Origin of the sequence: Amycolatopsis sp. NPDC049252 (assembly GCF_043197175.1) — a bacterium.
Taxonomy (GTDB): Bacteria; Actinomycetota; Actinomycetes; order Mycobacteriales; family Pseudonocardiaceae; genus Amycolatopsis.
In genome coordinates this window covers 1-22,166 of record NZ_JBICSQ010000111.1, presented here as the reverse complement: position 1 = coordinate 22,166, position 22,166 = coordinate 1, and the positions used below count along the sequence as shown (strand labels likewise).

Sequence of the window (22,166 nt, the reverse complement as noted above, 5' to 3'; positions counted from 1 at the left end):
GTCGGGGACCAGCGGGAACCCGGTCGCCGCGACGACCTCCCCGACCGTGACACCGGGGTGCGTCGACACCAGCCGTGCGGCGTGGTCCGGCCCGCCGAAGTCGAGCACGCCGAGGTTGGTGACCACGCGGTGGACGTCGTGGTAACGCAGCCCCGCCTCGCGGGCCCGCGGGTAGCCGACGCCGGACACGACGTCGACGTGGTCGACGAACACCCGGGTGCTGTGCCGCGGCACCCAGTAGCTGGTGCGGTGGTTGGCCGTGTTGCCCGGCCCGCCGCGCACGCCGAGCAGCTGCTTCTTCGGCTTTTCGTGGTCGCCGATGGCGGAGATGTTCTGGTTGCCGTGCCGGTCGACCTGGTTGGCGCCCATCACGACGTGCCGCTTCCCGTGCGGCACCACGGTGTCCAGGACCTTCCGGAACGGCTGCCAGCCCTCGATCACCGGCTTGCCGACGGGGCTTTCGAGCAGGTACGCCTCGCCGTCCGACAGCAGCAGGTCCGGCTCGAACGTCAGCCGCGCGAGCCGCGCGCCGAGCGCCGGGACGTACCCCATCGGGCTGATCAGGATCTCGCCGTCGCCGCGGAACAGCTCCGCGCACGCGACGACCGCGACGTCCGCGCGCGTCATGCCGCCTCCTCCGCGAACCGCGTGACGGCCCGCTGGTAGTCCGTTTCGTCCCCGGACAGGAACCGGTCCGCGAACGCCGGCCACGCGTCCGAATCCTTCGCCGCCGCGGCGTAGTGCCGCTGGAACCGTTCGTCCCGCCCGTAATCCGGTGCGGCGGACGTGAAGTGCGCGCCGCGCGGGGTTTCGACGACGCCGTGGACGCTCGCGCGGTTCAGCAGCAGGCTCTGCACCGGCGCGGTCGCCGTCAGCTCGTCGGTGGGCACGACCTTTTCCGTTGACACGTAACACTTGTCGGCGGCGAGCGCGAACAGCTCGTCGAAGTACGGGTCCGGGCCGAGGTACTGCGCGTTGCCGCGGGCGTCCGCGCGGTTGAGGTGCACGAGGGCCGCGTCGAGGCGCAGCGCGGGCACGGCGAGCAGCTCCTCGCCGTCCTCGTAGGGGGAGCGGACGGTCTTCAGCGACGGCGAGAACGTCATGACGTCGGAGCCGAGGCCCGCGCGCGTCGGCAGGAACGGAAGCCGTTGCGCCGCCGCGGAAAGCCCGGTGCCGAGGATGCCCTCGTCGTACTCGGTGACCTCGATCGACCCGGCTTCGCGGACCCGGTTGAACCACGGGTCGAACGGCACCGAATCGAGCGTCACGAACCCGAAGACCAGCCGCCGGATCTTGCCCGCCGAAGCCAGGAGCCCGACGTCCGGGCCGCCGTAGGAGACGACCGTGAGGTCCTTCAGCGGCGACCGCAGGATGGCCCGGACCAGCGCCATCGGCTTGCGCCGCGAACCCCAGCCGCCGATGCCGAGCGTCATGCCGTCGCGCAGTTCGCCGACGACGTCGTCGACGCTCATCCGCTTGTCGCTCAAGGCTTTCCCTTCTCGAGGAATTCCTGCCGAGCCCCGTCCGACACGCCGGCGAGGTTGAGCTGGAACGTGAACCCCTGCTCGAACCGGTAGCTGCGGTGCACGGGCTGGACGTCGATGCCGTTGATGGCCTGCTTGGCCGCGCGGATCACCCGCGTGTCCTTCGCGGCGATCTGCCGGGCGACGTCGAGCGCGGTTTCGTCGAGTTCTTCGCGCGGCACGACCGCGTACACCGAACCGTGGTGGTGCAGCTGCTGCGCGCTGATCTTCGACGCCGTGTAGTACAGGGCGCGCATCAGGTGCTGCGGCACGAGCCGCGCCAGGTGCGTCGCCGCGCCGAGCGCGCCACGGTCCACTTCGGGCAGTCCGAACTCCGCGTCTTCGCTGGCCACAACGATGTCCGCGTTGCCGACCAGCCCGACACCGCCGCCGAGGCAGAAGCCCTGCACCGCCGCGATCACCGGCACGAGGCAGTCGTACACCGCCGAGAACGCCGCCGCGCAGCCCTCGTTCGCGCCGATCAGCGCGTCGTACCCCGGGTCGCGCTGGATCTCCTTGATGTCGACGCCCGCGTTGAACCCGCGGCCTTCCGCGCGCAGCACGACCACGTGCACGGCCGGGTCGCGGCCCGCCTTCCCGATCGCCTCGGCGAGGTCGAACCAGCCCTGCACGGTCAGCGCGTTCACCGGGGGAGCGGCCACGGTGACCACGGCGATCCCGGGCTCCGGGGTGTGCGTCGAAACCGTCATCGGCACCCTCTCGCGGTTAACAACCTAGCACTTGCTTGGTACGTTAGCATCGGGACGACAAAAGCGGGAGGTCGCCGGTGACACTCGAACTCGGCCTGGACGGCGCGGTCGTCCTGGTGACCGGTGGCGTCCGCGGCGTGGGTCTGGGGATCTCGCAGGCGTTCGAGGCGGCGGGCGCGCGGGTCGTGACCTGCGCTCGGCGCACTCCGGACTCGTCACCGGGGGAGGCGTTCTTCCCTTGTGACGTCCGGGATCCGGACGCCGTCGACGCGCTGGTCGAGGCGATTTCGTCCCGTTTCGGACGGCTGGACGTTGTGGTGAACAACGCGGGCGGCGCGCCCTTCGCGGACACGTCGGCGTCGTCGCCGCGCTTCCACGAGAAGGTCGTCGGGCTGAACCTCCTGGCGCCGCTGATCGTCGCGCGCGCCGCGAACGCCGTCATGCAGGGCCAGGAGCGCGGCGGCGCGATCGTCAACATCAGCAGCGTGAGCGCGCTGCGGCCGTCGCCGGGGACCGCGTCCTACGGCGCGGCGAAGGCGGGGCTCGACAACCTGACCGGCACGCTCGCCGTGGAATGGGCGCCGAAGGTGCGGGTCAACGCGCTCGACGTCGGCATGGTGCGCACGGACAACGGGTACGGCGACCCCGCGGCGCTCGGCGCGACCGTACCGCTCGGCCGGCTCGCCGAACCGGCGGAAGTCGGCGCGTGCGCGGTGTTCCTGGCCTCCCCGCTGGCGTCCTACGTCAGCGGCGCGCGGCTGGTGGTGCACGGCGGCGGCGAGCGTCCGGCGTTTCTCGACGCGATGGAGGAGAAGGAATGAACGGGCTGGTCGAAGGACGCGTCGTGGTCGTCACCGGCGCCGGGCGCGGGATCGGCCGGGCGCACGCGCTGGCGTTCGCCGCCGAGGGCGCGCGGGTGGTCGTCAACGACCTCGGCGCGGCGCTGGACGGCCGCGGCGGCGAGTCGGGCCCGGCGCAGGACGTCGTCGACGAGATCCTCGCGGCCGGCGGGGAAGCGGTGGCGAACACCGACGACGTCGCGTCCTGGGACGGCGCGGCCTCGCTGGTTTCGGCCGCTGTGGAGACTTTCGGCGGCCTGGACGTCCTGGTGAACAACGCGGGCTTCCTGCGCGACCGGATGCTGGTCAACCTGGCCGAGGACGAGTGGGACGCCGTCGTGCGCGTGCACCTGAAAGGCCATTTCGCACCCCTGCGGCACGCGGCGGCGTACTGGCGCGGCGAGGCGAAGGCCGGCCGTACACGGACCGCGCGGGTGATCAACACGAGCTCCGGCGCGGGCCTGCTGGGCAGCGTCGGCCAGGGCAACTACTCGGCGGCGAAGGCGGGCATCCTCGGCCTGACCGCGGTCGCGGCCGCGGAGTTCGGCCGCTACGGCGTCACGGTCAACGCGATCGCCCCGGCCGCGCGCACCCGGATGACGGAGAAGACGTTCGACATGACCGCCCCGGCCGACGGCTTCGACGCGATGGCCCCGGAGAACGTGTCCCCGCTGGTGGTCTGGCTGGGCAGCGAGGAGTCTTCGGGAGTGACGGGCCGCGTCTTCGAGGTGGACGGCGGCCGGGTGGGCCTGGCCGACGGCTGGCGCCACGGCCCCCAACGCGACAAGGGGGCGCGCTGGGCACCGGCGGAACTGGGTCCGGTGGTGGCGGAACTGCTGGCGGAGGCGACAGACCCGGAGCCGGTCTACGGTGCCGGATGATCCGGTTGCCGCGGGCCGCTAGCGTGCGGGTATGGCGCGACGAACCATTCTCAGCGGCTCCACCTTCGAGGAGCAGATCGGCTACGCCCGCGCGGTGGTCGACGGCGGGCGCGTGTATGTCTCCGGCACCACCGGCTTCGACTACTCGACCATGACGATCTCCGACGACGTCGTCGAGCAGGCGGCCCAGTGCCTCCGCAACATCGAGGCGGCGCTGGCCGAGGCGGGCTGCACCCTCGCCGACGTCGTCCGGGTCCGGTACCTGCTGCCGTCACGGGCGGACTTCGAGCCGTGCTGGCCGGTGCTGCGCAAGGCCTTCGCCGACATCCGCCCGGCCGCGACGATGCTGGAGTGCGGCCTGGCCGACCCACGGATGAAGATCGAGATCGAGGTGGACGCGCACCTGCCCGGCTGACCTTCCCGCGCATGTCGACGCCCAGCACAGTCGTACGCTGACCTGGCCTACGGCGCGGTCTCGGTCCACCCGGGTACGACGGCGAGGTGGACCTCTCGACCCTGCCCGCCGAAAACTGTCGGTGGTGGGTGGGATGCTCGCGGCATGACGAGTTGGCAGGAGTTCTCGGCGCAGTCTCCTTCACTGGCGGCGCGCGTGCACGCGCGGTTCACGGCGGAGAAGTCGCACGTGCTGGCGACCCTGCGGCGCGACGGTTCGCCGCGGGTGAGTGGGTCCGAGGTGGACTTCCACGGCGCGGAGGCCTACATCGGGTCGATGCTCGACGCGCTGAAGGCCCGGGATCTGCGGCGCGACAACCGGTTCGCGATCCACGCGTACCCGGGCATCGAAGAGGGCGGCGACGCGAAGCTGGCGGGCGTCGTGGCGGAGCTGACGGACACGGCGGAAATCGCGGCGCTGCAAGGAAACGACGAACCGTGCCACCTGTTCCGGCTCGACCTCAGGGAGGTCGTGCTGACCTGGGTGGCGGATGACACTCTCTTCGTGGAGAGCTGGAAGGAGGGGAGGGGGACGGTGAAGTTCGCGAGGCCGGGCAACGGTCCCGCGGTCGTGGTGGAGTAGCGACGTGGCCCGCCGAACCGGCCGGACCGGCGCGTCAGAGGCGTTCGATGATCGTCGCGGTGGACAGAGCCCCGCCGGCGCACATCGTCACCAACGCCGTCGACGCGTCCCGGCGCTCAAGCTCGTGCAACGCCGTCGTCAACAGGCGGGCTCCCGTGCTGCCCACCGGGTGGCCGAGGGCGATCGCGCCGCCGTTGACGTTGACCCGGGACTCGTCCGGCTCCATCACCCGTTGCCAGGACAGGGCCACCGAGGCGAACGCTTCGTTGACCTCGAACAGGTCCGGGTCGGCGATCGTCATGCCCGTTCGTGACAGCACTCGCTCGGTCGCGCGGATCGGGCCGTCCAGGTGGTAGTACGGCTCCGCGCCGACCAGGGCCTGCGCGATGATCCGCGCCCGGGGACGCAGTCCCAGGGCGGACGCGCGTGCGGAGTCCATCAGCAGCAGGGCGGCCGCGCCGTCGGAGATCTGGGAAGACGTTCCTGCCGTGTGGATGCCGTCCTCGACCACCGGCTTGAGGCGGGCCAGGCCTTCGACCGTCGTCTCGCGCAGGCCTTGGTCTCGGGAGACCAGCCGGGTTTCGCCGGTCGGCGCACCCGACGCGTCGAGGACCGGGGCCTTCACCGGCGCCACCTCGCGGTCGAAGCGCCCGGCCTCCCACGCGGCGGCCGCCTTGTGCTGGGACGCGGCGCCGAAAGTGTCGACGTCGAGGCGCGTCAAGCCGCGGCGCACGGCGATGCGCTCGGCCGCGCCGTACTGGTTCGGGAGGTCGATCGACCACGACGCCGGCCGCGGTGAGCCGTCCGCCCGGTTCGTCCCCAGCGGGACGCGGCTCATCGCCTCGACCCCGCAGGCGACGCCGACGTCGATGGCGTCCGCCGCGATCAGGCCGGCGATCAGGTGCGTGGCCTGCTGCGCCGAGCCGCACTGGGCGTCGATCGTGGTCGCGCCCGCCGTCTCCGGCAGGCCCGCGTGCAGCCACGCGGTGCGCGTGACGTTGTTCGACTGCTCGCCGGCCTGCGTGACGCAGCCGCCGATCAGCTGCTCGACCAGCGCCGGGTCGATCCCGGCCCGGTCGAGCAGGGCCAGCTGCGCGGCCCCCAGCAGCTCGGCCGCGTGCAGGCCGGCCAGCAGCCCGCCCCGCTTGCCGATCGGGGTCCGCACGGCTTCGACGACCACCGGCACGCCCATCTCGTCCCCTTCGTCGGGAAGACTGTTCAGTAATTCAAAAACTAGAACAAGTTATCGTTCGACGCAAGGCGGCGCAGCCCTGGCGTGATCTCGATCTTGACCGAGTGAGCGCTCGTTCACCTGGCCTCATCGGTCAAGTTAACAGGTTTCACTGAACGCCCTTCCGTTAGTTAACACCGTATGCTTCAATCCGGTTAGAACGTGTTTCAAGCCGAACCGTGGGAGGCAACGTGGCCGCTCCGCTCATCCCAGCAGGTTTCGACTTCACGGACCCGGACCTCTATGCCCATCGGCTGCCCTTGGCCGAGTTCGCCGAGCTCCGGCGGACCGCTCCCGTGTGGTGGAACCCCCAGAAGACCAACACCGCCGGCTTCGGCGACGACGGCTATTGGGTCGTCTCGCGGCACGCCGACGTCAAGGAAGTCTCCCGCGACAGCACGCTCTACTCGTCGAGCGAGAAGACCGCGATCATCCGCTTCGACGAGAGCATGACCGAGGATCGCCTCAACGCGAACCGCCTGGTCCTGCTCAACATGGACGCCCCGCAGCACACCAAGCTGCGGCGCATCGTGTCGAAGGGCTTCACCCCGCGCTCGATCGCCAAGCTCGAGGACACGCTGCGGGACCGCGCCGAGAAGATCGTCTTCGAGGCCAGGAAGAAGGGCACGGGCGACTTCGTCACCGACGTCGCGTGCGAACTGCCGCTGCAGGCGATCGCCGAGCTGATCGGCGTCCCGCAGGAGGACCGGCTCAAGATCTTCGACTGGTCCAACCAGATGGTCGCCTACGACGACCCCGAGTACCAGGTCGAGCCCCTCGAGGCGTCGGCCCAGCTCATCGGCTACGCCTGGAACATGGCCGAGGACCGCCGCAAGTGCCCGATGGACGACATCGTCACGAAGCTGATCCAGGCCGACGTCGACGGCGAGGCGCTGGGCTCCGACGAGTTCGGCTTCTTCGTCATCCTGCTCGCGGTGGCCGGCAACGAGACCACGCGCAACGCGATCACCCACGGCATGAAGGCGTTCCTGGACCACCCGGCCCAGTGGGAACTGTTCAAGGAGCAGCGCCCGAAGACCGCGCCCGACGAGATCGTCCGCTGGGCCACCCCGGTGGTCGCCTTCCAGCGCACCGCCACCCGCGACACCGAGCTGGGCGGCGCGCACATCAAGCGGGGCGACCGCGTCGGGATGTTCTACAGCTCCGCGAACTTCGACCCCGAGGTGTTCGACGACGCGGAGAAGTTCGACATCCTGCGCGAGGACAACCCGCACGTCGGGTTCGGCGGCACCGGTTCGCACTACTGCATCGGCGCCAACCTCGCCCGGCTGGAGATCGACCTGATCTTCAACGCGATCGCCGACGTGATGCCGAACATCACCGAAGCGGAACCGCCGGTGCGCCTGCGCTCCAGCTGGCTCAACGGCATCAAGCACTACCCCGTCCGCTACGCCTGAGCGGGAGAACCCGGCTGCTACGTGGAGGTTTCGCCGCGGTGGGGCATCCACTGGTAGCCGGGCTCGAACGGCTCGAAACCCGTCGCCGCGGGCAGCGTCCGACACCACCAGCCCGGGGAGGCATCGGCCAGGTTGGCCCCGAAGTCGACGTCGAGCAGGAAGTAGATCGCCACCGCGGAACCTTGTTACGCCCGGGGCAGCGTCCGGAGGAACTCGAGGACGCGCCGCCAGGTGAGGGTGGACGCGTCTTCGTCGTACTCGGGCCCCTCGGCGTCGGTGTAGAAGTGCCCGGCGCCGGGGTAGGTGAACACCTCGGCCGCGGGGTTGACCGCTTGCCAGGCGGCGACCTCGGCCGGTGGCGCGATCGGGTCCGGGTCGGCGACGTGGACCTGCACCGGCAGATCCCCGCGCGCCGACGCCGGAATGGCCCCCAGCGCGTGCAGCAGCAGGACACCCGCCGCGGCCGGGCGGTCCGGGAGGACGCCCTGGACCACGCCGCACCCCATCGACACCCCCAGCAGCACCGAGGAAGGCGGCAGGTCGCGCACCGCTTCGGACGCACGAGCGCTGATGGCCGTCCAGCCGACGTGGTCCATCAGCGCGAAGCCCTCCTCGAGGGTGGACGCGGTCAAGCCGGCGTAGAGATCCGGCGTGACGACCTCGTGCCCGGCCGCGCGCAGCCGTTCGGCCGCGCCGAGCTCGACCGGCCGGAGCCCCAGCACCGAATGAAAGACCACGATGTTCACCACGGGGTGATGGTCGCACGCGGCCCGGCTGTCATCATGACGCGATGGCCCAGCGAGCGACCGTCGACGTCGAGTTCACCGTCCGCGTCACCGAACCCGGCCGGGCGGCGATCTCGGTCGCCGCGGCCAACGCCGACACCGAAGACCTGAACGTCTCCTGGGACGGCGGCAGCGAGGCCGTCCTGTTCGAGCACGGCACCCGCGCCGACGTCTTCGACCTGCCCGAAGGGGAGCACCGCGTCACCTACCACGCCGAGCGCGACCTGAGCGAGGCCGAACCCGAGCCGGTCACCCTCTCCGACGTCGCGGTGTTCACCCGGCCGAGCCGCTACTGCCCGTCCGACCGGATCGGCGGCCTGGCGCCGCCGGAGATGTACGGCCACCCGGACGCACGGTCCACTGTGGACGCGATCGTCCGGAACGTCAACGACCGGCTCCTCTACACCGTCGGCGCCACCCGGCCGACCGACGACGCGATCGACACCCTCCTGGCCGGCGAAGGCGTCTGCCGCGACTTCGCGCACGTATGCATCACGTTCTGTCGGTTCTTCGACATCCCGGCCCGGTACGTCGGCGTCTACGCGCCCGGGCTGTCGCCGATGGACTTCCACGCCGTGTTCGAGGCCGCCATCGACGGCCACTGGTACGTCTTCGACGCCACGCACCTCGCGCCACGCCAGAGCATGCTCCGGATCTCCACCGGCCGCGACGCCGCGGACACGTCGTTCCTGGCCACCCTCGGCTGCAAGCTGGACTTCCTGGGCAGCTCGGTGTTCGCGACGACGGACACCGAGCTGCCCCAGGACGACTGGTCCGAGCTGGTCGTCCTCAGCTGACGCCCCACGTCGCCGGCGTCGCGCTCATCCCGAACCGCAGCACCCCGCCGCCGGTCAGGTCACGCTGGGTCAGCGTCGGCGTCGTGACCGGCTTTCCGTTGAGCGACAAGGAAGACACGTACGGCGTAACGGACGAGTTCCCCGGCGACGACACGACGAGCGGCCGGCGCGCGCCGGGCAGCCGCAGGGTCACCTTCGAGAAGAACGGGCTGCCGACGGCGTAGGAGTCGGACGCCGGGTTCACCGGGTAGATCCCGATCGACGACAGCAGGTACCACGACGACATCTGGCCGCAGTCGTCGTTGCCGGTCAGCCCGTCCGGCTTGTTCGCGTAGTTGGCCGCGGCGATCGAGCGCACCTGCGCCTGGGTTTTCCACGGCTGCCCGGCGTAGTCGTAGAGGTAACCGATGTGGTGACTCGGTTCGTTCGTGTGGTTGTTGTGGCCCTCGCCGAAGTGCCGGTCCAGCAGGGCGGTGAACCGGTCGCGCCCCATCAGGGAGACGAGCCCGGGCACGTCGTGCATGACGTCGAACGTGTAGACCCACTCGTTGCCCTCGGTCCAGCCGCCGGACGTCCAGGCGCCGTCGAAGTTCCGCGCCTGCATGAACCCGGTCGCCGGGTTGTACAGGGTGCGGTAGTTCTTGCTGCGGTTCAAGAAGAACGCGGCGTCCGAAGGCTTGCCCACCGCCGAAGCCACCTGCGCCACGGCCCAGTCTTCGTACGCGTAATCGAGGGTCCGCGACGCGGCTTCGGCGGTCCGGTCGGCGGCGACCCAGCCGTGCTGCTTGTACGTGGTCAGCCCGGCCCGCGCTTCGACCGGTGTCCCCTCCTCGCGGTCGGCGAACCGCAGCTCGGTGTCACGGTCCGGCGGGGTCATCGCGTCCTTGTACACGGCCTTGTAGGCCAGGTCGCGGTCGAACCCGGTGAAGCCCTTCGCGATGTCCTCGGCGATGATCGAGTCGGCGTTGGTGCCGACCATGATGTTGGTCTCCGCCGGGTTCTTCCACATCGGCAGCCGGCCGCCTTCGCGGTAGTCCTGCAGCATCGACGTCACCATGTCGTCGATCCGCTCGGGCGCGAACAGCGTCAGGAACGCGTTTTCGGCGCGGAACGTGTCCCACAGGGAGTAGCTCGTGTAGCTCGTTCCGTGGTGGACGCGATCGTCGTAGGCGCTGTAATAGCGGCCGTGCCCCGCCGACGTACTTCCTCCCGCGGAGGCGGCAGAATATTCGGTCATCTCCGACGGGTACTGCAGCGCGTGGAACATGCTGGTGTAGAACGTCGCGAGCTGGTCCGGTGTCGCGCCCTCGATGTCGACGCGGTCCAGCTTGTCGCTCCACGCCGCCTTCGTCTGCGCGGCGACGCGCTCGAAGCTCGTCCCCGAGGGAACCTCGCGCCGCAGGTTCTCGCGCGCCTGGTCGACCGAGATGAAGGACGTGGCGATTCGCACCTGGACCGTGCGGGCCGAAGAGGGGAACCGCACGTAGGCCCCGAGCGCGGCGTCGGTGCGGTCGCGTTCGCCGTCGTGCAGCGTGGTCCCGGTGGACGTCCCGAAGCCGGCCACCGGCGTGTCGAAGCCGGCGACGAAGTAGCCCTTGAAGTGCGGTGCCTGGAACGGCCCGAGCTTCGAGTCCTGGCGGTCCGGGTTGTACCCGGTGATCTCGCGCCGCGCCGGGTCGACGTGCACCTCGCCGGTGATCCCGGCCCGCGTCGCGGTCAGCACGAAGTTCGGCGACGCGTCCGCCGGGAAGGTGAACCGCATGACGCCGACCCGCGACGTCCCGGTCAGCTCGGCGCCGACCCCGGTGGCCATCTTCACCGAGTACCGCGACGGCGACGCGTGCTCGTCGGCGTGGGTGAACGGCATCGAGCGCCCGACCTGGACGTCGCCGACGCCCGGCATGCCGGAGACGTAGCCGTAGTCGCCCATCCAGATCGCCGGCTGGTGCGTGCCGATGAAGCCGGTGATCGCGGGGTCGTCGTGGTGGTAGGGCAGCCGGCTGACGTAGTTGACGCGCGTCTGCGGCGACCAGCGGGTCATCGCGAACGGCGGCGCGGTGCTCGGGATCATCCCGCCGTACTCGCTCGGATCGGTGCCGGTGGTGCCGATGAGCGGGTTGACCAGGTCGACGTTCGACCGGTGCGGGTGGGCGGCGGCGACCGGGGCGGACACCAGGGACAGGGCCAGGACCGGGGCCAGGAGCAGGCGAACGCGCATGGAGCTGTCCTCCAGGTGACATCGTTGTCAGGTCCCCGGGAAGTCAGTGGGGAAGTAACTCACATCTAGCGAGCGGGTGACGGGGTGTCAAGAGTGCGTGTTGCGTGCGCGAGGAGGCCCCCGGCTGGGTAGACAGTGTCCGTGAAGAGTTCCCCCAAGGCCCCGAGCCCCTGGGCGCGGGCCCGTGCCCGGTACCGGTGGCTGGACCACATCGCCCGCGCCACCAACCGCTACATCGACCGCGGCGGCTACCACTACGTCGCGTCGATCACCTACTTCAGCCTGCTGTCGCTGGTGCCGCTGCTGATGGTGGCGTCGTCGGCGGCCGGCTTCGTGCTGGCCAGCCAGCCGGGCCTGCGTGACACGATGGTCCACGCCGTCGTCAGCACGCTGCCCGGCGGGCTGGGGGACAAGGCCACCGACCTGCTCACCGGCTTCGTCGACCAGCGGACCAGCGTCGGCGTCTTCGGCCTGGCGATCGGCCTCTACTCGGGCTGGAACTGGATGAACGCGCTGCGGGACTCGCTGACCGCGCTCTGGGGCCAGAACCGCTCGGACCAGCCGCTGCTGCGGCTGATCGCCGTCGACCTGCTCGCGCTGCTCGGCCTGACGGCGGCGCTGCTGGTGTCCTTCACGCTCACCATCTCCGGCACCGCGCTCGGCAGTTACCTGCTGCGCCTGGTCGGGCTCGACGACACGAGCTGGGGGCACCAGCTCGTCTCCGCGTCCTCGGTGCCGCTGTCGCTGGCGGCGGACTGGCTGGTGTTCCTCTGGGTGCTGACCCGCCTGCCGCGCCAGCCGGTCGGCGTGCGCAGCGCGGTGCGCGGTGCCGTCGCCCTGGCCATCGGGTTCGAGGCGCTCAAGCTGGCCGGTGGCGTCTACCTCCGGCTGATCGGCAACTCCTTGACCGGCATCGCGTTCGGCTCGGTGATCGGCCTGATCTTCTTCATCTCGCTGGTCGCCCGGATGCTCGTCTACGTCACGGCGTGGACGGCCACCGGTTCGGACGCGCCACCGAGGCCGGTCCAGCCGCCGGCACCCGTGGAGCTGAAGCCGGTGATCGTGGTGGACCCGCCGGTCGCGGTGCCGGCCACGATCGGCGTCGTGACCGGGGTGCTCGGCACGCTGCTGGCGCTCAGGTGGCGACGTTCGCGAGGCTGAAGAGCCGCCCGAGCTGGTGATCGATCAGCGCGAGCACGGCCTCGGGGGTGCGCTGGCCCAGGATGAGGCTGGTCTGCAGGCCGTCGACGCTCGAAAGGAGCAGCTCGGCCTCCGGCAGCAGGTCGAGGTCCGGGGCCACCTCGCCGCGTTCCTGCCCCCAGGCCAGCAGATCCGCGGTCAGCCGTTCCAGCTCCGGCGGCGCGGCGCTGAACGCGGCCGCGAGATCGGGATCGGTCAGCGACCGGACGAAGTACGCCAGGTGCACGAGGTAGCGGGTGCGGCGCTCGTCGTCCAGCGGGAGCATCCCGACCAGCATCGTGCGCAGGACCTGGCGCGGCGTCGCGTCCGCCTCCGGCCCGACCTCGGCGCGGGTGCGTTCCCCCGCGACCTTGTTGAGGATCTCGAGGGCGCCCAGCAGCAGGTCGTTGCGCGTGCCGAAGTAGTACTGGACCAGCCGCAGCGAGACACCGGCCTCGGCCGCGACCTTGCGCAGGGACACGTCCTCCAGCCCGCGCGCGCTGGCGATCCGCCAGACGGCCTCGGCGATCTGGCGGCGGCGTTGCTCGTGGTCGGCGAGTCTCGGCATGGTGGGTCGAGCGTATCAACGCGGCTTGCCGGCGCCGACCACCCACATCGAGAAGTACTGCGACCCACCGCCGTAGGCGTGCCCGAGCGCGACGCGCGCGCCTTCGACCTGGTAGTCCCCGGCCCGGCCCATGACCTGCTTGGCGGCTTCGGAGAAGCGAAGCATGCCGGACGCGCCGATCGGGTTGGACGAGAGCACCCCGCCGGAGGGGTTGCACGGCAGCCGCCCGCCGATCGCCGTCTCGCCGGCTTCGGTGACCTTCCAGCCTTCGCCCTCGGCGGCGAACCCGAGGTTCTCCAGCCACATCGGCTCGAACCACGAGAACGGCACGTAGATCTCGGCGACGTCCACTTCGGACATCGGGTCCTTGATCCCGGCTTCGGCCCACAGCGCGGCCGCGGCGTCGCGCCCGGCCTGCGGGTTGACCTGGTCACGGCCGGCGAACGTGGTCGGCTCGGTGCGCATCGCCGTCGCGTGGATCCACGCCGCGCCGCCCTCGACGGCGTCCCCGGCGGCTTCGTCGCCGAGCACCATCGCGCACGCGCCGTCGGACGACGGGCACGTCTCGTCGTAGCGGATCGGGTCCCACAGCATCTGTGACGCCTGCACCGACTCGACGGTGATGTCGGCCTGGCGCAGGTGCGCGTACGGGTTGAGCGAACCGTTGCGGCGGTCCTTCGCCGCGACGATCGCGCCGATGTGCTCGGGCGCGCCGGAGCGGCGGATGTAGGACCGGACGTGCGGCGCGAAGTAGCCGCCCGCGCCGGCGCCGACCGGCATCTGGAACGGCGGCAGGATCGACAGGCCCCACATCGCGTTCGACTCGGACTGCTTCTCGAACGCCACCGTGAGCACCCGGCGGTGCACGCCGGACTGCACGAGCGACGCCGCGACCAGCGCCGTCGAGCCGCCGACCGAACCGGCGGTGTGCACGCGCAGCAACGGTTTCCCGTTCGCGCCCAGCGCGTCGGCGAGGAACAGTTCGGGCATCATGACGCCCTCGAACAGGTCCGGTGCCTTGCCGAGCACGACGGCGTCGATGTCGGCCCATTCGACCTGGGCGTCGGCCATCGCGCGGTCGATCGCCTCGCGCAGCAGGCCCGGCATCGAGACGTCGGTGCGCTTGGCGCGGTGGTGCGTCTGGCCGGTGCCGAGCACGGCCGTGAGCTGCTTGGTCATCGTGCCTCCAGCACGGCCAGGAGGTTCTGCTGCAGGGCGGGCCCGCTCGTCGCGTGCGCCACCGCCTTGCGGGACTCTCCACTGTGGATCCGCCGCGCCGCCTCACCGATGCGGGCGAGCCCGGCGGAGAACATCGGGTTCGCGGCGAGCGCGCCGCCCGAGGGGTTGATGGTCACGCCGTCCTTGAGCCCGAGGGCGGTGCGCAGGATGATCTCCTGGTGCGTGAACGGCGCGTGCAGCTCGGCGAGGTCGACACCGTCGAGGTCGAGGGCCTTCGCCGCGATCTCGGTGGACGGGCTCCGGGTCAGGTCGCGGGCGCCGAGCACGGGGGAGTCGACGCGGTGCTCGATCCCGGCGACCACCGCGGGGTGCTCGACGATGTCCTTCGCCCGTTCCACCGTGGACAGGATGACCACGGCGGCCCCGTCGGTGATCGGCGCGATGTCGTGCGCGCGCAACGGGTCCGCGACGTACGGCGTGTCCAGCAGCTCGGCGGCGTCGAGGTCACGGTTGCGCGCGGCGACCTCGGCGAGGTCCTTTTCGGACCACAGCCCGGCGTCGAGCCCCATCCGCGCCTGGATCCCGGCGATCGAGATCGAGTCCGGCCACAGCGGCGTGACGACGTACGGGTCGAGCTGCAGCGCGAGCACCCGGCGCAGCTGCCCGGCGCTGGACTTGCCGAAGCCGTAGACGAGCGCCGTCTCGACCTCGCCCATCCGGATCTTGAGCCAGGCTTCGTAGAGCGCCCAGGCGGCGTCCATCTCGACGTGCGACTCGTGGATCGGCGGGAACGCGCCGATCGCGTCCACCGCGGCGATGAACGAGAACGCGCGCCCGGCCAGGTAGTCCGAGGAACCGGAGCACCAGAACCCGATGTCCTGTTTGGACAGTCCGGTCTGCGCGAAGACCTCGGCGAAGATCGGGACGAGCATCTCCACGCCGTTGGTGGTGCCCGGGGTCTCCCGGACGTTCGGGGCGTGCGCGAAGCCCGCGATCGCGACGTCAGGCATCAGGACCTCACAGGTGGTGGGCGAAGGTTTCGTAAGCCGCGTCCGGCTCGCCGGTCGGCTCGAAGTGGTCGATGTTCTCCAGCGACGTCCACCACTCGTCACGCGGTTTCCAGGCGGCGCGCACGCGCAGGCCCATCCGGACGTCCTTCGCGTCGCAGCCGAGCACGAGGTGGAGGAACGCGATGTCGGCGCCGTCGAGCAGGATGTACGCGGCGACGTACGGCGGCTTGATCCGCTGGCCCAGGAACGGGACGTTGACGATGCAGAACGTCGTCACGATGCCTGTGTCCGGGAGCTCGACCTCGTCGGTGGTCGGCACGCCGTCGGTCGGGCAGGAGCCGCGCGGCGGGATGTAGACCTTCTGGCAGGCGGGGCAGCGCTGCCCGATCAGCTTGCCTTCGGCCAGGCCGCGCAGGTAGCGGCTCTCCTCGGGGGAGGCGGAGTGCTGGTAGCGCAGGTGCACCGGCGTGATGACGACGCTGACCGGAGCGCCCTCGTCGCGCTCGGCGACCGGGGGAGCGGGCTCGGTCGGCGTCGTGTCCTCGGCGTCCGCGGGCAGGAAGTAGGCGATGTCGCGGATGTGCCCGACGACCTCGTCGGCCCAGCGCACGCGGACGCGCTGTCCACTGTGGATGTTCTCGGGCGAGCCGGCGTCCACGGCGTGCAGCATCGCGGTGTCGGCGCCGTCGAGCTTGACCAGCGCCCAGGCGAACGGGCGGCTCAGCGGCTGGCCGTCGAGCGGGTGCGGGCACCACGACCAGGAGACGACGGTGCCCTCTTCGGCGACCGGGACGAACTCGCTGAGCGGGTCGGCCGTCACCGGGTCGTACTCGACCGGCGGGACGTGCACCCGGCCGTCGCTGCCGCGGATGCCTTCGATGCGGCGCTCACGCAGGGCGTTCACGAACCGCCCGACCACCGGCCCGGTCGAGCGCGTGTAGTCGAAGCCGATGTTGAGGGGTGCCGCCAGCGGTGTCTCGGTCACGGCTTGAGTGAAACACGTTCTCGATTCGTCGGCAAGATTCACTGCCGGACGGTTGCCTGTAGGTGGAACGCGTTCTAGATTTGCGGTATGACGACGACTGCCGCGAAGACGCTGGGCCTGTGGAACATCGCCGCGGAAGAGCCCGAGAAGACGGCTCTGGTCGACCCGGACGGCCGGTCCGTGTCCTACGGCGAGCTGGCCGCGAAGGCCAACCGGTACGCCCGGGGCCTGCAGGAGCTGGGCCTCGACGTCGGCGACGTCGTGGTGCTGCTCCAGCCCAACGGCGACGAGCTGGTGGCGGCCTACTTCGCCGCGATCCAGGCCGGCCTGTACGTCGTGGTGGTCAACTGGCACCTGATCGGCCCGGAGGTCGCGTACATCATCGGCGACAGCGGCGCGAAGGCGTTCCTCGCGCACGAGCGATTCGCCGACGTCGCCATCGCCGCGGCCGACGAAGCCGGGTTGCCCGCTTCGGCGCGCTTCGCGGTCGGCGACGTCCCGGGGTTCCACCGGATCGAAGAGCTGGGCGCGGGGGAGGGCGACGGACGCCCCTCGCGGCGTACCGCGGGCTCGCCGATGCTGTACACGTCCGGCACGACCGGCCGGCCCAAGGGCGTCCGGCGGCCGCTGACGGGCACCGACCCGGACGAGGTGCCGGCGGCGTCGACGTGGTTCTTCGGCGTGTTCGGCCTCGGCCCGCACGACGGCCACGTCCACCTGTGCGGGTCGCCGCTGTACCACACGGCGGTGCTGAACTTCGTGGCGATTTCGCTGCAGCTGGGGCATTCGGCGGTGCTGATGGACCGCTGGGACGCCGAGGACATGCTGCGCCTGATCGAGCGGCACCGGGTCACGCACAGCCACATGGTCCCCACCCAGTTCCGCCGTCTGCTGGGCTTGCCCGACGCGGTGCGCTCCCAGTACGACCTGTCGTCGCTGCGGGTGATGATCCACGGCGCGGCCCCGTGCCCGCTGGAGGTCAAACGCCAGATGCTGGCGTGGTGGGGCCCGGTGGTCACGGAGTACTACGCGGCGACCGAGGGCGGCGGCACGGTGATCAACGGCGAGGACTGGCTGCGCAAGCCGGGTTCGGTCGGCCTCCCGTGGCCGGGCTCGACGATCAAGGTCCTGGACGACGCCGGCTTGGAACTGCCCGCCGGCGAGACCGGCACGGTGTACATGCAGATGGGCTCGTCGGAGTTCTCCTACCACAACGACCCGGAGAAAACGGCCGCCGCCCGCGTGGGCAAACTGTTCACCCTGGGCGACATGGGCCACCTGGACTCCGACGGGTACCTGTTCCTGCACGACCGCAAGGCGGACCTGATCATCTCGGGCGGGGTCAACATCTACCCGGCGGAGATCGAGGGCGAGCTGGTGATGCACCCGTCGGTCGCGGACGTGGCGGTGTTCGGCATCCCCCACGAGGACTGGGGCGAGGAGATCAAGGCGGTGGTCCAGCCCGTGGCTGGGGTTTCGCCCTCTCCCGAGTTGACCTCGGAACTCCTGGCCTACGCGGCGACCCGGCTGGCGAAGTTCAAGCTGCCGAAGTCGATCGACTACCTCGAAGAGCTGCCGCGGGACCCGAACGGAAAGCTGTACAAGCGCCACCTGCGCGCCAAGTACGTGTCGTAGGCCGGGCCTCGGAGCCAGGGTGCGCGCCCCCGCCTCTCCACTGGGGGGCGTGCCCTGGTCCAGTCTATCGGCGCCCACGGACAAAACCGCCCGGAAGGCTTCCGGGCGGCCGGGTTGTCCACATCACGGCGGCGCTGTGGACAGCTGGTCCCCCAGGGAAGCGGACCAGGGCAATCGCCTGTGATTGAACGGTCGGCACGCGTGATCGGAACGCCAACTCGCGTGATTGAAGGGTCGACACGGCCCAGCGATGCCGTGTCGACCCTCTGATCACGCGTGTCGTCCCGGCAATCACGCGTGTCGACTCCGGGATCACGGCGTCAGCGGTTGTGGAAGTCCGGCTTGCGCTTCTCCGAGAACGCCCGCGGCCCTTCCTTCGCGTCTTCCGAAGCGAAAACCTCGATCCCGTACTGCGAATCCAGCTTGAAGGCCTCCTCCTCGTGGAGTCCTTCGGTGTCGCGGATCGTCCGGAGGATCGCCCGGACCGCGACCGGGCCGTTCGCGTTCACCAGGGCCGCCAGCTCGAGAGCGCGGGACAACGCCGTACCGTCCGGCACCACGTGACCGATCAAGCCGATCGCCAACGCTTCCGCGGCGGAAAGGTGACGCCCGGTCAGCAGGATGTCCGCCGCCACCGTGTACGGGATCTGGCGCGGCAGGCGCACCGCCGAGCCGCCCATCGGGAACAGGCCCCAGCGCGCCTCCGACACCCCGAAACGGGCCGACTCGCCCGCCACCCGGATGTCCGTGCCCTGCAGGATCTCCGTGCCGCCCGCGATGGCCGGGCCCTCGACCGCCGCGATCAGCGGCTTGGTCAGGCGGCGGCCTTTCAGCAGGCCTGGGATGCGGGAAGGATCAAAGCGACCCGACGAGAAAGACTCGGAAGGCGAGTTCCGCGACATCGACTTCAGGTCGGCTCCGGCGCAGAACGCGCCGCCGGCGCCGGTCAAGATGCAGCTGCGGATCCCGTCGTCCGAATCCACCCGGTCCCAGGCCTCGACCATGATCGACATCATCTCGCCGGTGATCGCGTTGCGCGCCTCCGGGCGGTTCATCGTGACGATCAGCGTCTGGCCCTCTTGCGCAACCAGCGCGTGCGGTTCACCCACCGAATCCTCCAGAAGAGCAGCAGTGCCATTGCCCGGAACGATAACATGTTCTACTTTGAGGGCGTGGCACTCAACATCGCGGATCTTCTGGAGCACGCCGTCGACGCCGTGCCGGAGCGCGTCGCGGTCGTGTGCGGCGACCGGCGAGTCACCTTCGCCGAACTGGAGGCGCGGGCCAACCGGCTCGCCCACCACCTCGCCGCGCACGGCGTGGGACGCGGATCCCACATCGGGGTCTACTCCCGCAACTCGATCGAGGCCCTGGAGGCGATGATCGCGGCGTACAAGCTGCGCGCGATCGCCGTCAACGTCAACTACCGCTACGTGCACGGCGAACTCGCGTACCTCTTCACGGACGCCGATCTCGTCGCGCTCGTGCACGAGAGAAGCTACGCCGACAAGGTGCGGGCCGTGCTGCCCGAGGCGCCGAAACTGAAACACGTTGTCGTCGTCGAAGACGGCAGCGACGGCGACTTCGGGAGCTACGGCGGCGTCGAGTACGAGGCCGCGCTGGAAGCGCAGTCGCCCGAGCGCGACTTCGACGAGCGCAGCAACGACGACCTCTACATCCTCTACACGGGCGGCACCACCGGCTACCCGAAGGGCGTGCTCTGGCGCCACGAGGACATCTGGCGCGCGCTCGGCGGCGGCATCAACTTCGTCACCGGCGAGTACGTCCCCGACGAGTGGACGCTCGCCGAGCAGGGCAAGGCCGGCAGCCTGACGCGCCTGCCCGCCGCGCCGCTGATCCACGGCGCCGCGCAGTGGGCCGCGTTCGGCGCGCTGTTCACCGGCAGCCCGGTGGTGTTCGTGCCGCGCTTCGACGCGCACGAGGTGTGGAAAGCCGTGCAGGAGCACAAGGTCCAGGTGCTCACCATCGTCGGTGACGCCATGGCGCGCCCGCTCATCGAGGCCTTCCGCGAGGGTGACTACGACGCGTCGTCGCTCGTCGCCGTGTCGAGCCACGCCGCGCTGTTCTCCCAGTCGGTCAAGCAGGAGTTCGTCGCGCTCGTGCCGAACGCCGTGATCACCGACGCGATCGGCTCGTCCGAAAGCGGTTTCACCGGGATCGGCATGGTGGGCAAGGACTCCGACCACAGCGCGGGCCCGCGCGTCAGCTTCGGCAAGGACGCGATCCTGCTGGACGACGACGGTCACCTCGTCGAGCCGAAGGCCGGCGCGATCGGGCTGATCGGCCGCCGCGGGCACGTCCCGCTCGGCTACTACGGCGATCCCGAGAAGAGCAAGACGATCTTCGTCGACATCGACGGTGTCCGGTACGTCGTCCCCGGCGACTACGCCCGCTACGAAGAGGACGGCACGGTCACGCTGCTCGGCCGCGGCTCGCAGTGCGTCAACACCGGCGGCGAGAAGGTCTACCCCGAGGAGGTCGAAGGCGCGCTGAAGTCGCACCCCGACGTCTTCGACGCGCTCGTCATCGGCATCCCGGACGAGCGGACCGGCCAGCGCGTCGCCGCCGTCGTCCAGCTGCGCGAGGGCGCCGAGGCGGACCTCGCCGGGATCGAGCAGCACGTCCGCCACGAGGTCGCGGGGTACAAGGTGCCGCGCACCGTGTGGCTGGCCGAGGAGATCGGCCGCTCGCCGAGCGGCAAGCCGGACTACCCGTGGGCCCAGCGCTACGCCGCCGAGCACGACCCGGCCGCGGCCCAGCCCGTCTGAGGAAGGAACACGAGTGCGGACATCGCTGTGCGACCGGCTCGGCATCGACCTGCCGATCGTCGGGTTCACACCGTCGGAGCACGTCGCCGCGGCGCTGAGCCGCGCCGGCGGGCTCGGGGTGCTCGGCTGCGTCCGGTTCAACGACGCGGCCGAGCTCGACCGGGTGCTGACCTGGATGGACGAGAACACCGGCGGCAAGCCCTACGGGGTCGACATCGTCATGCCGGCGAAGATCCCCGCCGAGGGCACGCAGGTCGACCTCGCGAAGATGATCCCGGAGGGACACCGGGTATTCGTCGATCGCGTGCTGCGTGACCTCGCGGTGCCGCCGCTGCCGGACGACACCGACGAGCGCGCCGGCGTTCTCGGCTGGCTGCACTCGGTCGCCCGGTCGCACGTCGAGGTCGCGCTCAACCACCCGATCAAGCTGATCGCCAACGCGCTCGGCTCGCCGCCGGTGGACGTCATCGGCCAGTGCCACGACCGCGGGATCCCGGTCGCCGCGCTCGCCGGGAAGGCCGTGCACGCGGTCCGGCACGTCGAGAACGGCGTCGACTTCGTGGTCGCGCAGGGGTACGAGGCCGGCGGCCACACCGGCGAGATCGCGTCGATGGTGCTGGTGCCGGAGATCGTCGACGCCGTCGACGTGCCGGTGCTCGCCGCCGGCGGGATCGGGTCCGGGCGCCAGGTCGCCGCGGCGCTCGCGCTCGGCGCGTCCGGCGTGTGGATGGGCTCGTACTGGCTCGCCACCGAGGAGTACCTGCAGACGATGGGCGAGTCGGCGGCGATGCAGCAGGCGCTCGTCGCGGCGTCGTCGTCCGACACGGTGCGCACGCGGATCTACACCGGGAAGCCCGCGCGGCTGCTGAAAACGCGGTGGACCGAGGCGTGGGCCGCGGCGGACGCGCCCGAGCCGTTGCCGATGCCGTTGCAGAACCTGCTGGTTTCCCACGCGCACAACCGGATCCACGCGGCGAACGACCCGAGCGTGGTCTCGATGCCGGTCGGCCAGATCGTCGGCCGGATGAACGGCGTCCGCCCGGTCGCCGACGTCGTCGCGGACCTGGTCTCCGGCTACGAAGAGGCGTTGTCCCGCTTGGACAAGACCCGCTGAAAAGCCGTGAATGTCGCATTGAGGGACTCCAAGTCCCTCAATGCGAGGCGGATTCATGCGGTGGTTGCAACACCTGGTGTCTGCTGATCTGACAGTAGCTTCGTGAGGGCCTCGGTTGGTGTTCGCCAGTCGAGGGTCTCCCGAGGCCGTCCGTTCAGCTCCGCCGCCACCCGTACCAACTCCGCCGCGTCGTGCTGGGACAGGTCGGTGCCTTTCGGGAAATACTGCCGGAGCAGCCCGTTGGTGTTCTCGTTGCTGCCCCGCTGCCA

At 70.6% G+C, this 22,166-nt stretch carries 23 protein-coding genes; 10 read left to right on the top strand and 13 right to left on the bottom strand.

The features are described from left to right. The 3 genes from ACGFMK_RS45015 to ACGFMK_RS45005 form a co-directional block, all read right to left on the bottom strand. A partial coding sequence (locus tag ACGFMK_RS45015; protein ID WP_392776848.1) for a CoA-transferase subunit beta occupies positions 1-627 on the bottom strand: 627 nt, incomplete at its 3' end. Continuing rightward, positions 624-1,487 carry a CoA transferase subunit A gene (locus ACGFMK_RS45010; RefSeq protein WP_392776845.1) on the bottom strand — a complete coding sequence of 288 codons (864 nt, stop codon included), beginning with the start codon at positions 1,485-1,487 and terminating at the stop codon, positions 624-626. The genes ACGFMK_RS45010 and ACGFMK_RS45015, both read right to left, overlap by 4 nt. After that, positions 1,484-2,233, bottom strand: a complete 750-nt coding sequence (locus ACGFMK_RS45005) for an enoyl-CoA hydratase family protein (protein WP_392776842.1) — start codon at positions 2,231-2,233, stop codon at positions 1,484-1,486. The genes ACGFMK_RS45010 and ACGFMK_RS45005 overlap by 4 nt, the downstream gene beginning before the upstream one ends. A 77-nt stretch (positions 2,234-2,310) precedes the next feature. On the opposite strand from ACGFMK_RS45005, the gene ACGFMK_RS45000 reads away from it, so the two are divergent. The 4 genes from ACGFMK_RS45000 (at position 2,311) to ACGFMK_RS44985 (ending at position 4,989) form a co-directional block, all read left to right on the top strand. Further along, entirely contained in the window at positions 2,311-3,054 is a 744-nt protein-coding gene (locus ACGFMK_RS45000) for an SDR family oxidoreductase (RefSeq protein ID WP_392776839.1), read from the top strand. Then, positions 3,051-3,953, top strand: coding sequence for an SDR family oxidoreductase (locus ACGFMK_RS44995; RefSeq protein WP_392776836.1), 903 nt, complete (start codon positions 3,051-3,053; stop codon positions 3,951-3,953). Before ACGFMK_RS45000 ends, ACGFMK_RS44995 begins: the two co-directional genes overlap by 4 nt. 31 nt (positions 3,954-3,984) lie before the next feature. Continuing rightward, a complete protein-coding gene (locus ACGFMK_RS44990) occupies positions 3,985-4,368 on the top strand; it encodes a RidA family protein (RefSeq protein ID WP_392776833.1) in 384 nt (127 codons plus the stop codon). A gap of 144 nt (positions 4,369-4,512) precedes the next feature. Beyond that, positions 4,513-4,989, top strand: a complete 477-nt coding sequence (locus ACGFMK_RS44985) for a pyridoxamine 5'-phosphate oxidase family protein (protein WP_392776830.1) — start codon at positions 4,513-4,515, stop codon at positions 4,987-4,989. A gap of 34 nt (positions 4,990-5,023) precedes the next feature. Here the strand turns inward: ACGFMK_RS44985 and ACGFMK_RS44980 are convergent, their stop codons facing one another. Continuing rightward, on the bottom strand, positions 5,024-6,181 hold the full coding sequence (locus ACGFMK_RS44980; RefSeq protein ID WP_392776827.1) for a steroid 3-ketoacyl-CoA thiolase: 1,158 nt from the start codon (positions 6,179-6,181) through the stop codon (positions 5,024-5,026). A 230-nt stretch (positions 6,182-6,411) separates the two neighbouring features. Here ACGFMK_RS44980 and ACGFMK_RS44975 point away from each other — a divergent pair, with 230 nt between their 5' ends. Beyond that, positions 6,412-7,638 (top strand): cytochrome P450, encoded by a 1,227-nt coding sequence (locus ACGFMK_RS44975; RefSeq protein ID WP_392776824.1) that lies wholly within the window; start codon positions 6,412-6,414, stop codon positions 7,636-7,638. A gap of 17 nt (positions 7,639-7,655) precedes the next feature. Here the strand turns inward: ACGFMK_RS44975 and ACGFMK_RS44970 are convergent, their stop codons facing one another. After that, complete coding sequence (locus ACGFMK_RS44970) at positions 7,656-7,811, bottom strand: hypothetical protein (protein WP_392776821.1); 156 nt, start codon at positions 7,809-7,811, stop codon at positions 7,656-7,658. A gap of 12 nt (positions 7,812-7,823) precedes the next feature. Next, positions 7,824-8,387, bottom strand: a complete 564-nt coding sequence (locus tag ACGFMK_RS44965; protein ID WP_392776818.1) for a dienelactone hydrolase family protein — start codon at positions 8,385-8,387, stop codon at positions 7,824-7,826. A gap of 41 nt (positions 8,388-8,428) precedes the next feature. On the opposite strand from ACGFMK_RS44965, the gene ACGFMK_RS44960 reads away from it, so the two are divergent. Then, positions 8,429-9,220, top strand: coding sequence for a transglutaminase family protein (locus tag ACGFMK_RS44960; RefSeq protein WP_392776815.1), 792 nt, complete (start codon positions 8,429-8,431; stop codon positions 9,218-9,220). On the opposite strand, the gene ACGFMK_RS44955 is transcribed toward ACGFMK_RS44960, so the two are convergent. Next, the gene (locus ACGFMK_RS44955) at positions 9,213-11,438 is read right to left on the bottom strand and encodes a GH92 family glycosyl hydrolase (RefSeq protein ID WP_392776812.1); all 2,226 of its coding nucleotides are present in this window, start codon (positions 11,436-11,438) and stop codon (positions 9,213-9,215) included. The two genes, ACGFMK_RS44960 and ACGFMK_RS44955, sit on opposite strands and share 8 nt — an antisense overlap. 141 nt (positions 11,439-11,579) lie before the next feature. On the opposite strand from ACGFMK_RS44955, the gene ACGFMK_RS44950 reads away from it, so the two are divergent. Continuing rightward, entirely contained in the window at positions 11,580-12,599 is a 1,020-nt protein-coding gene (locus ACGFMK_RS44950; protein ID WP_392776809.1) for a YhjD/YihY/BrkB family envelope integrity protein, read from the top strand. Here ACGFMK_RS44950 and ACGFMK_RS44945 read toward each other — a convergent pair. Genes ACGFMK_RS44945 through ACGFMK_RS44930 form a run of 4 tightly spaced genes read right to left on the bottom strand, consistent with a single transcriptional unit; the run spans position 12,574 to position 16,359 of the window. Continuing rightward, positions 12,574-13,185: a TetR/AcrR family transcriptional regulator gene (locus ACGFMK_RS44945; RefSeq protein WP_392776806.1), complete on the bottom strand. Its 612-nt coding sequence runs from the start codon at positions 13,183-13,185 to the stop codon at positions 12,574-12,576. The genes ACGFMK_RS44950 and ACGFMK_RS44945 overlap by 26 nt on opposite strands. A gap of 15 nt (positions 13,186-13,200) precedes the next feature. Beyond that, positions 13,201-14,364 carry a thiolase domain-containing protein gene (locus ACGFMK_RS44940; protein ID WP_392776803.1) on the bottom strand — a complete coding sequence of 388 codons (1,164 nt, stop codon included), beginning with the start codon at positions 14,362-14,364 and terminating at the stop codon, positions 13,201-13,203. After that, positions 14,361-15,374, bottom strand: a complete 1,014-nt coding sequence (locus ACGFMK_RS44935; protein ID WP_392776800.1) for a thiolase domain-containing protein — start codon at positions 15,372-15,374, stop codon at positions 14,361-14,363. Before ACGFMK_RS44935 ends, ACGFMK_RS44940 begins: the two co-directional genes overlap by 4 nt. Positions 15,375-15,381: 7 nt before the next feature. After that, positions 15,382-16,359, bottom strand: coding sequence for a Zn-ribbon domain-containing OB-fold protein (locus tag ACGFMK_RS44930; RefSeq protein ID WP_392776797.1), 978 nt, complete (start codon positions 16,357-16,359; stop codon positions 15,382-15,384). 87 nt (positions 16,360-16,446) lie between these two features. Here ACGFMK_RS44930 and ACGFMK_RS44925 point away from each other — a divergent pair, with 87 nt between their 5' ends. Beyond that, on the top strand, positions 16,447-17,994 hold the full coding sequence (locus ACGFMK_RS44925; protein ID WP_392776795.1) for an acyl-CoA synthetase: 1,548 nt from the start codon (positions 16,447-16,449) through the stop codon (positions 17,992-17,994). Between the two features lie 320 nt (positions 17,995-18,314). On the opposite strand, the gene ACGFMK_RS44920 is transcribed toward ACGFMK_RS44925, so the two are convergent. Continuing rightward, a complete protein-coding gene (locus tag ACGFMK_RS44920) occupies positions 18,315-19,103 on the bottom strand; it encodes a crotonase/enoyl-CoA hydratase family protein (RefSeq protein WP_392776851.1) in 789 nt (262 codons plus the stop codon). Positions 19,104-19,166: 63 nt separating this feature from the next. On the opposite strand from ACGFMK_RS44920, the gene ACGFMK_RS44915 reads away from it, so the two are divergent. Together ACGFMK_RS44915 and ACGFMK_RS44910 are read left to right on the top strand one after the other, a co-directional pair. Continuing rightward, a complete protein-coding gene (locus ACGFMK_RS44915; protein WP_392776792.1) occupies positions 19,167-20,783 on the top strand; it encodes an acyl-CoA synthetase in 1,617 nt (538 codons plus the stop codon). Between the two features lie 13 nt (positions 20,784-20,796). Further along, positions 20,797-21,897 carry an NAD(P)H-dependent flavin oxidoreductase gene (locus tag ACGFMK_RS44910; protein ID WP_392776789.1) on the top strand — a complete coding sequence of 367 codons (1,101 nt, stop codon included), beginning with the start codon at positions 20,797-20,799 and terminating at the stop codon, positions 21,895-21,897. A gap of 53 nt (positions 21,898-21,950) precedes the next feature. Here ACGFMK_RS44910 and ACGFMK_RS44905 read toward each other — a convergent pair. Next, positions 21,951-22,166: transposase (locus ACGFMK_RS44905; RefSeq protein ID WP_392776786.1), on the bottom strand; the 216-nt coding region annotated here is incomplete at its 5' end.

Coding starts and splice junctions, on each gene's coding strand:
- ACGFMK_RS45005 (WP_392776842.1), bottom strand. CDS start 2,233: ATGACGGTTTCGACGCACACCCCGGAGCCCGGGATCGCCGTGGTCACC.
- ACGFMK_RS44995 (WP_392776836.1), top strand. CDS start 3,051: ATGAACGGGCTGGTCGAAGGACGCGTCGTGGTCGTCACCGGCGCCGGG.
- ACGFMK_RS44990 (WP_392776833.1), top strand. CDS start 3,985: ATGGCGCGACGAACCATTCTCAGCGGCTCCACCTTCGAGGAGCAGATC.
- ACGFMK_RS44985 (WP_392776830.1), top strand. CDS start 4,513: ATGACGAGTTGGCAGGAGTTCTCGGCGCAGTCTCCTTCACTGGCGGCG.
- ACGFMK_RS44980 (WP_392776827.1), bottom strand. CDS start 6,181: ATGGGCGTGCCGGTGGTCGTCGAAGCCGTGCGGACCCCGATCGGCAAG.
- ACGFMK_RS44960 (WP_392776815.1), top strand. CDS start 8,429: ATGGCCCAGCGAGCGACCGTCGACGTCGAGTTCACCGTCCGCGTCACC.
- ACGFMK_RS44955 (WP_392776812.1), bottom strand. CDS start 11,438: ATGCGCGTTCGCCTGCTCCTGGCCCCGGTCCTGGCCCTGTCCCTGGTG.
- ACGFMK_RS44945 (WP_392776806.1), bottom strand. CDS start 13,185: ATGCCGAGACTCGCCGACCACGAGCAACGCCGCCGCCAGATCGCCGAG.
- ACGFMK_RS44940 (WP_392776803.1), bottom strand. CDS start 14,364: ATGACCAAGCAGCTCACGGCCGTGCTCGGCACCGGCCAGACGCACCAC.
- ACGFMK_RS44935 (WP_392776800.1), bottom strand. CDS start 15,374: ATGCCTGACGTCGCGATCGCGGGCTTCGCGCACGCCCCGAACGTCCGG.
- ACGFMK_RS44925 (WP_392776795.1), top strand. CDS start 16,447: ATGACGACGACTGCCGCGAAGACGCTGGGCCTGTGGAACATCGCCGCG.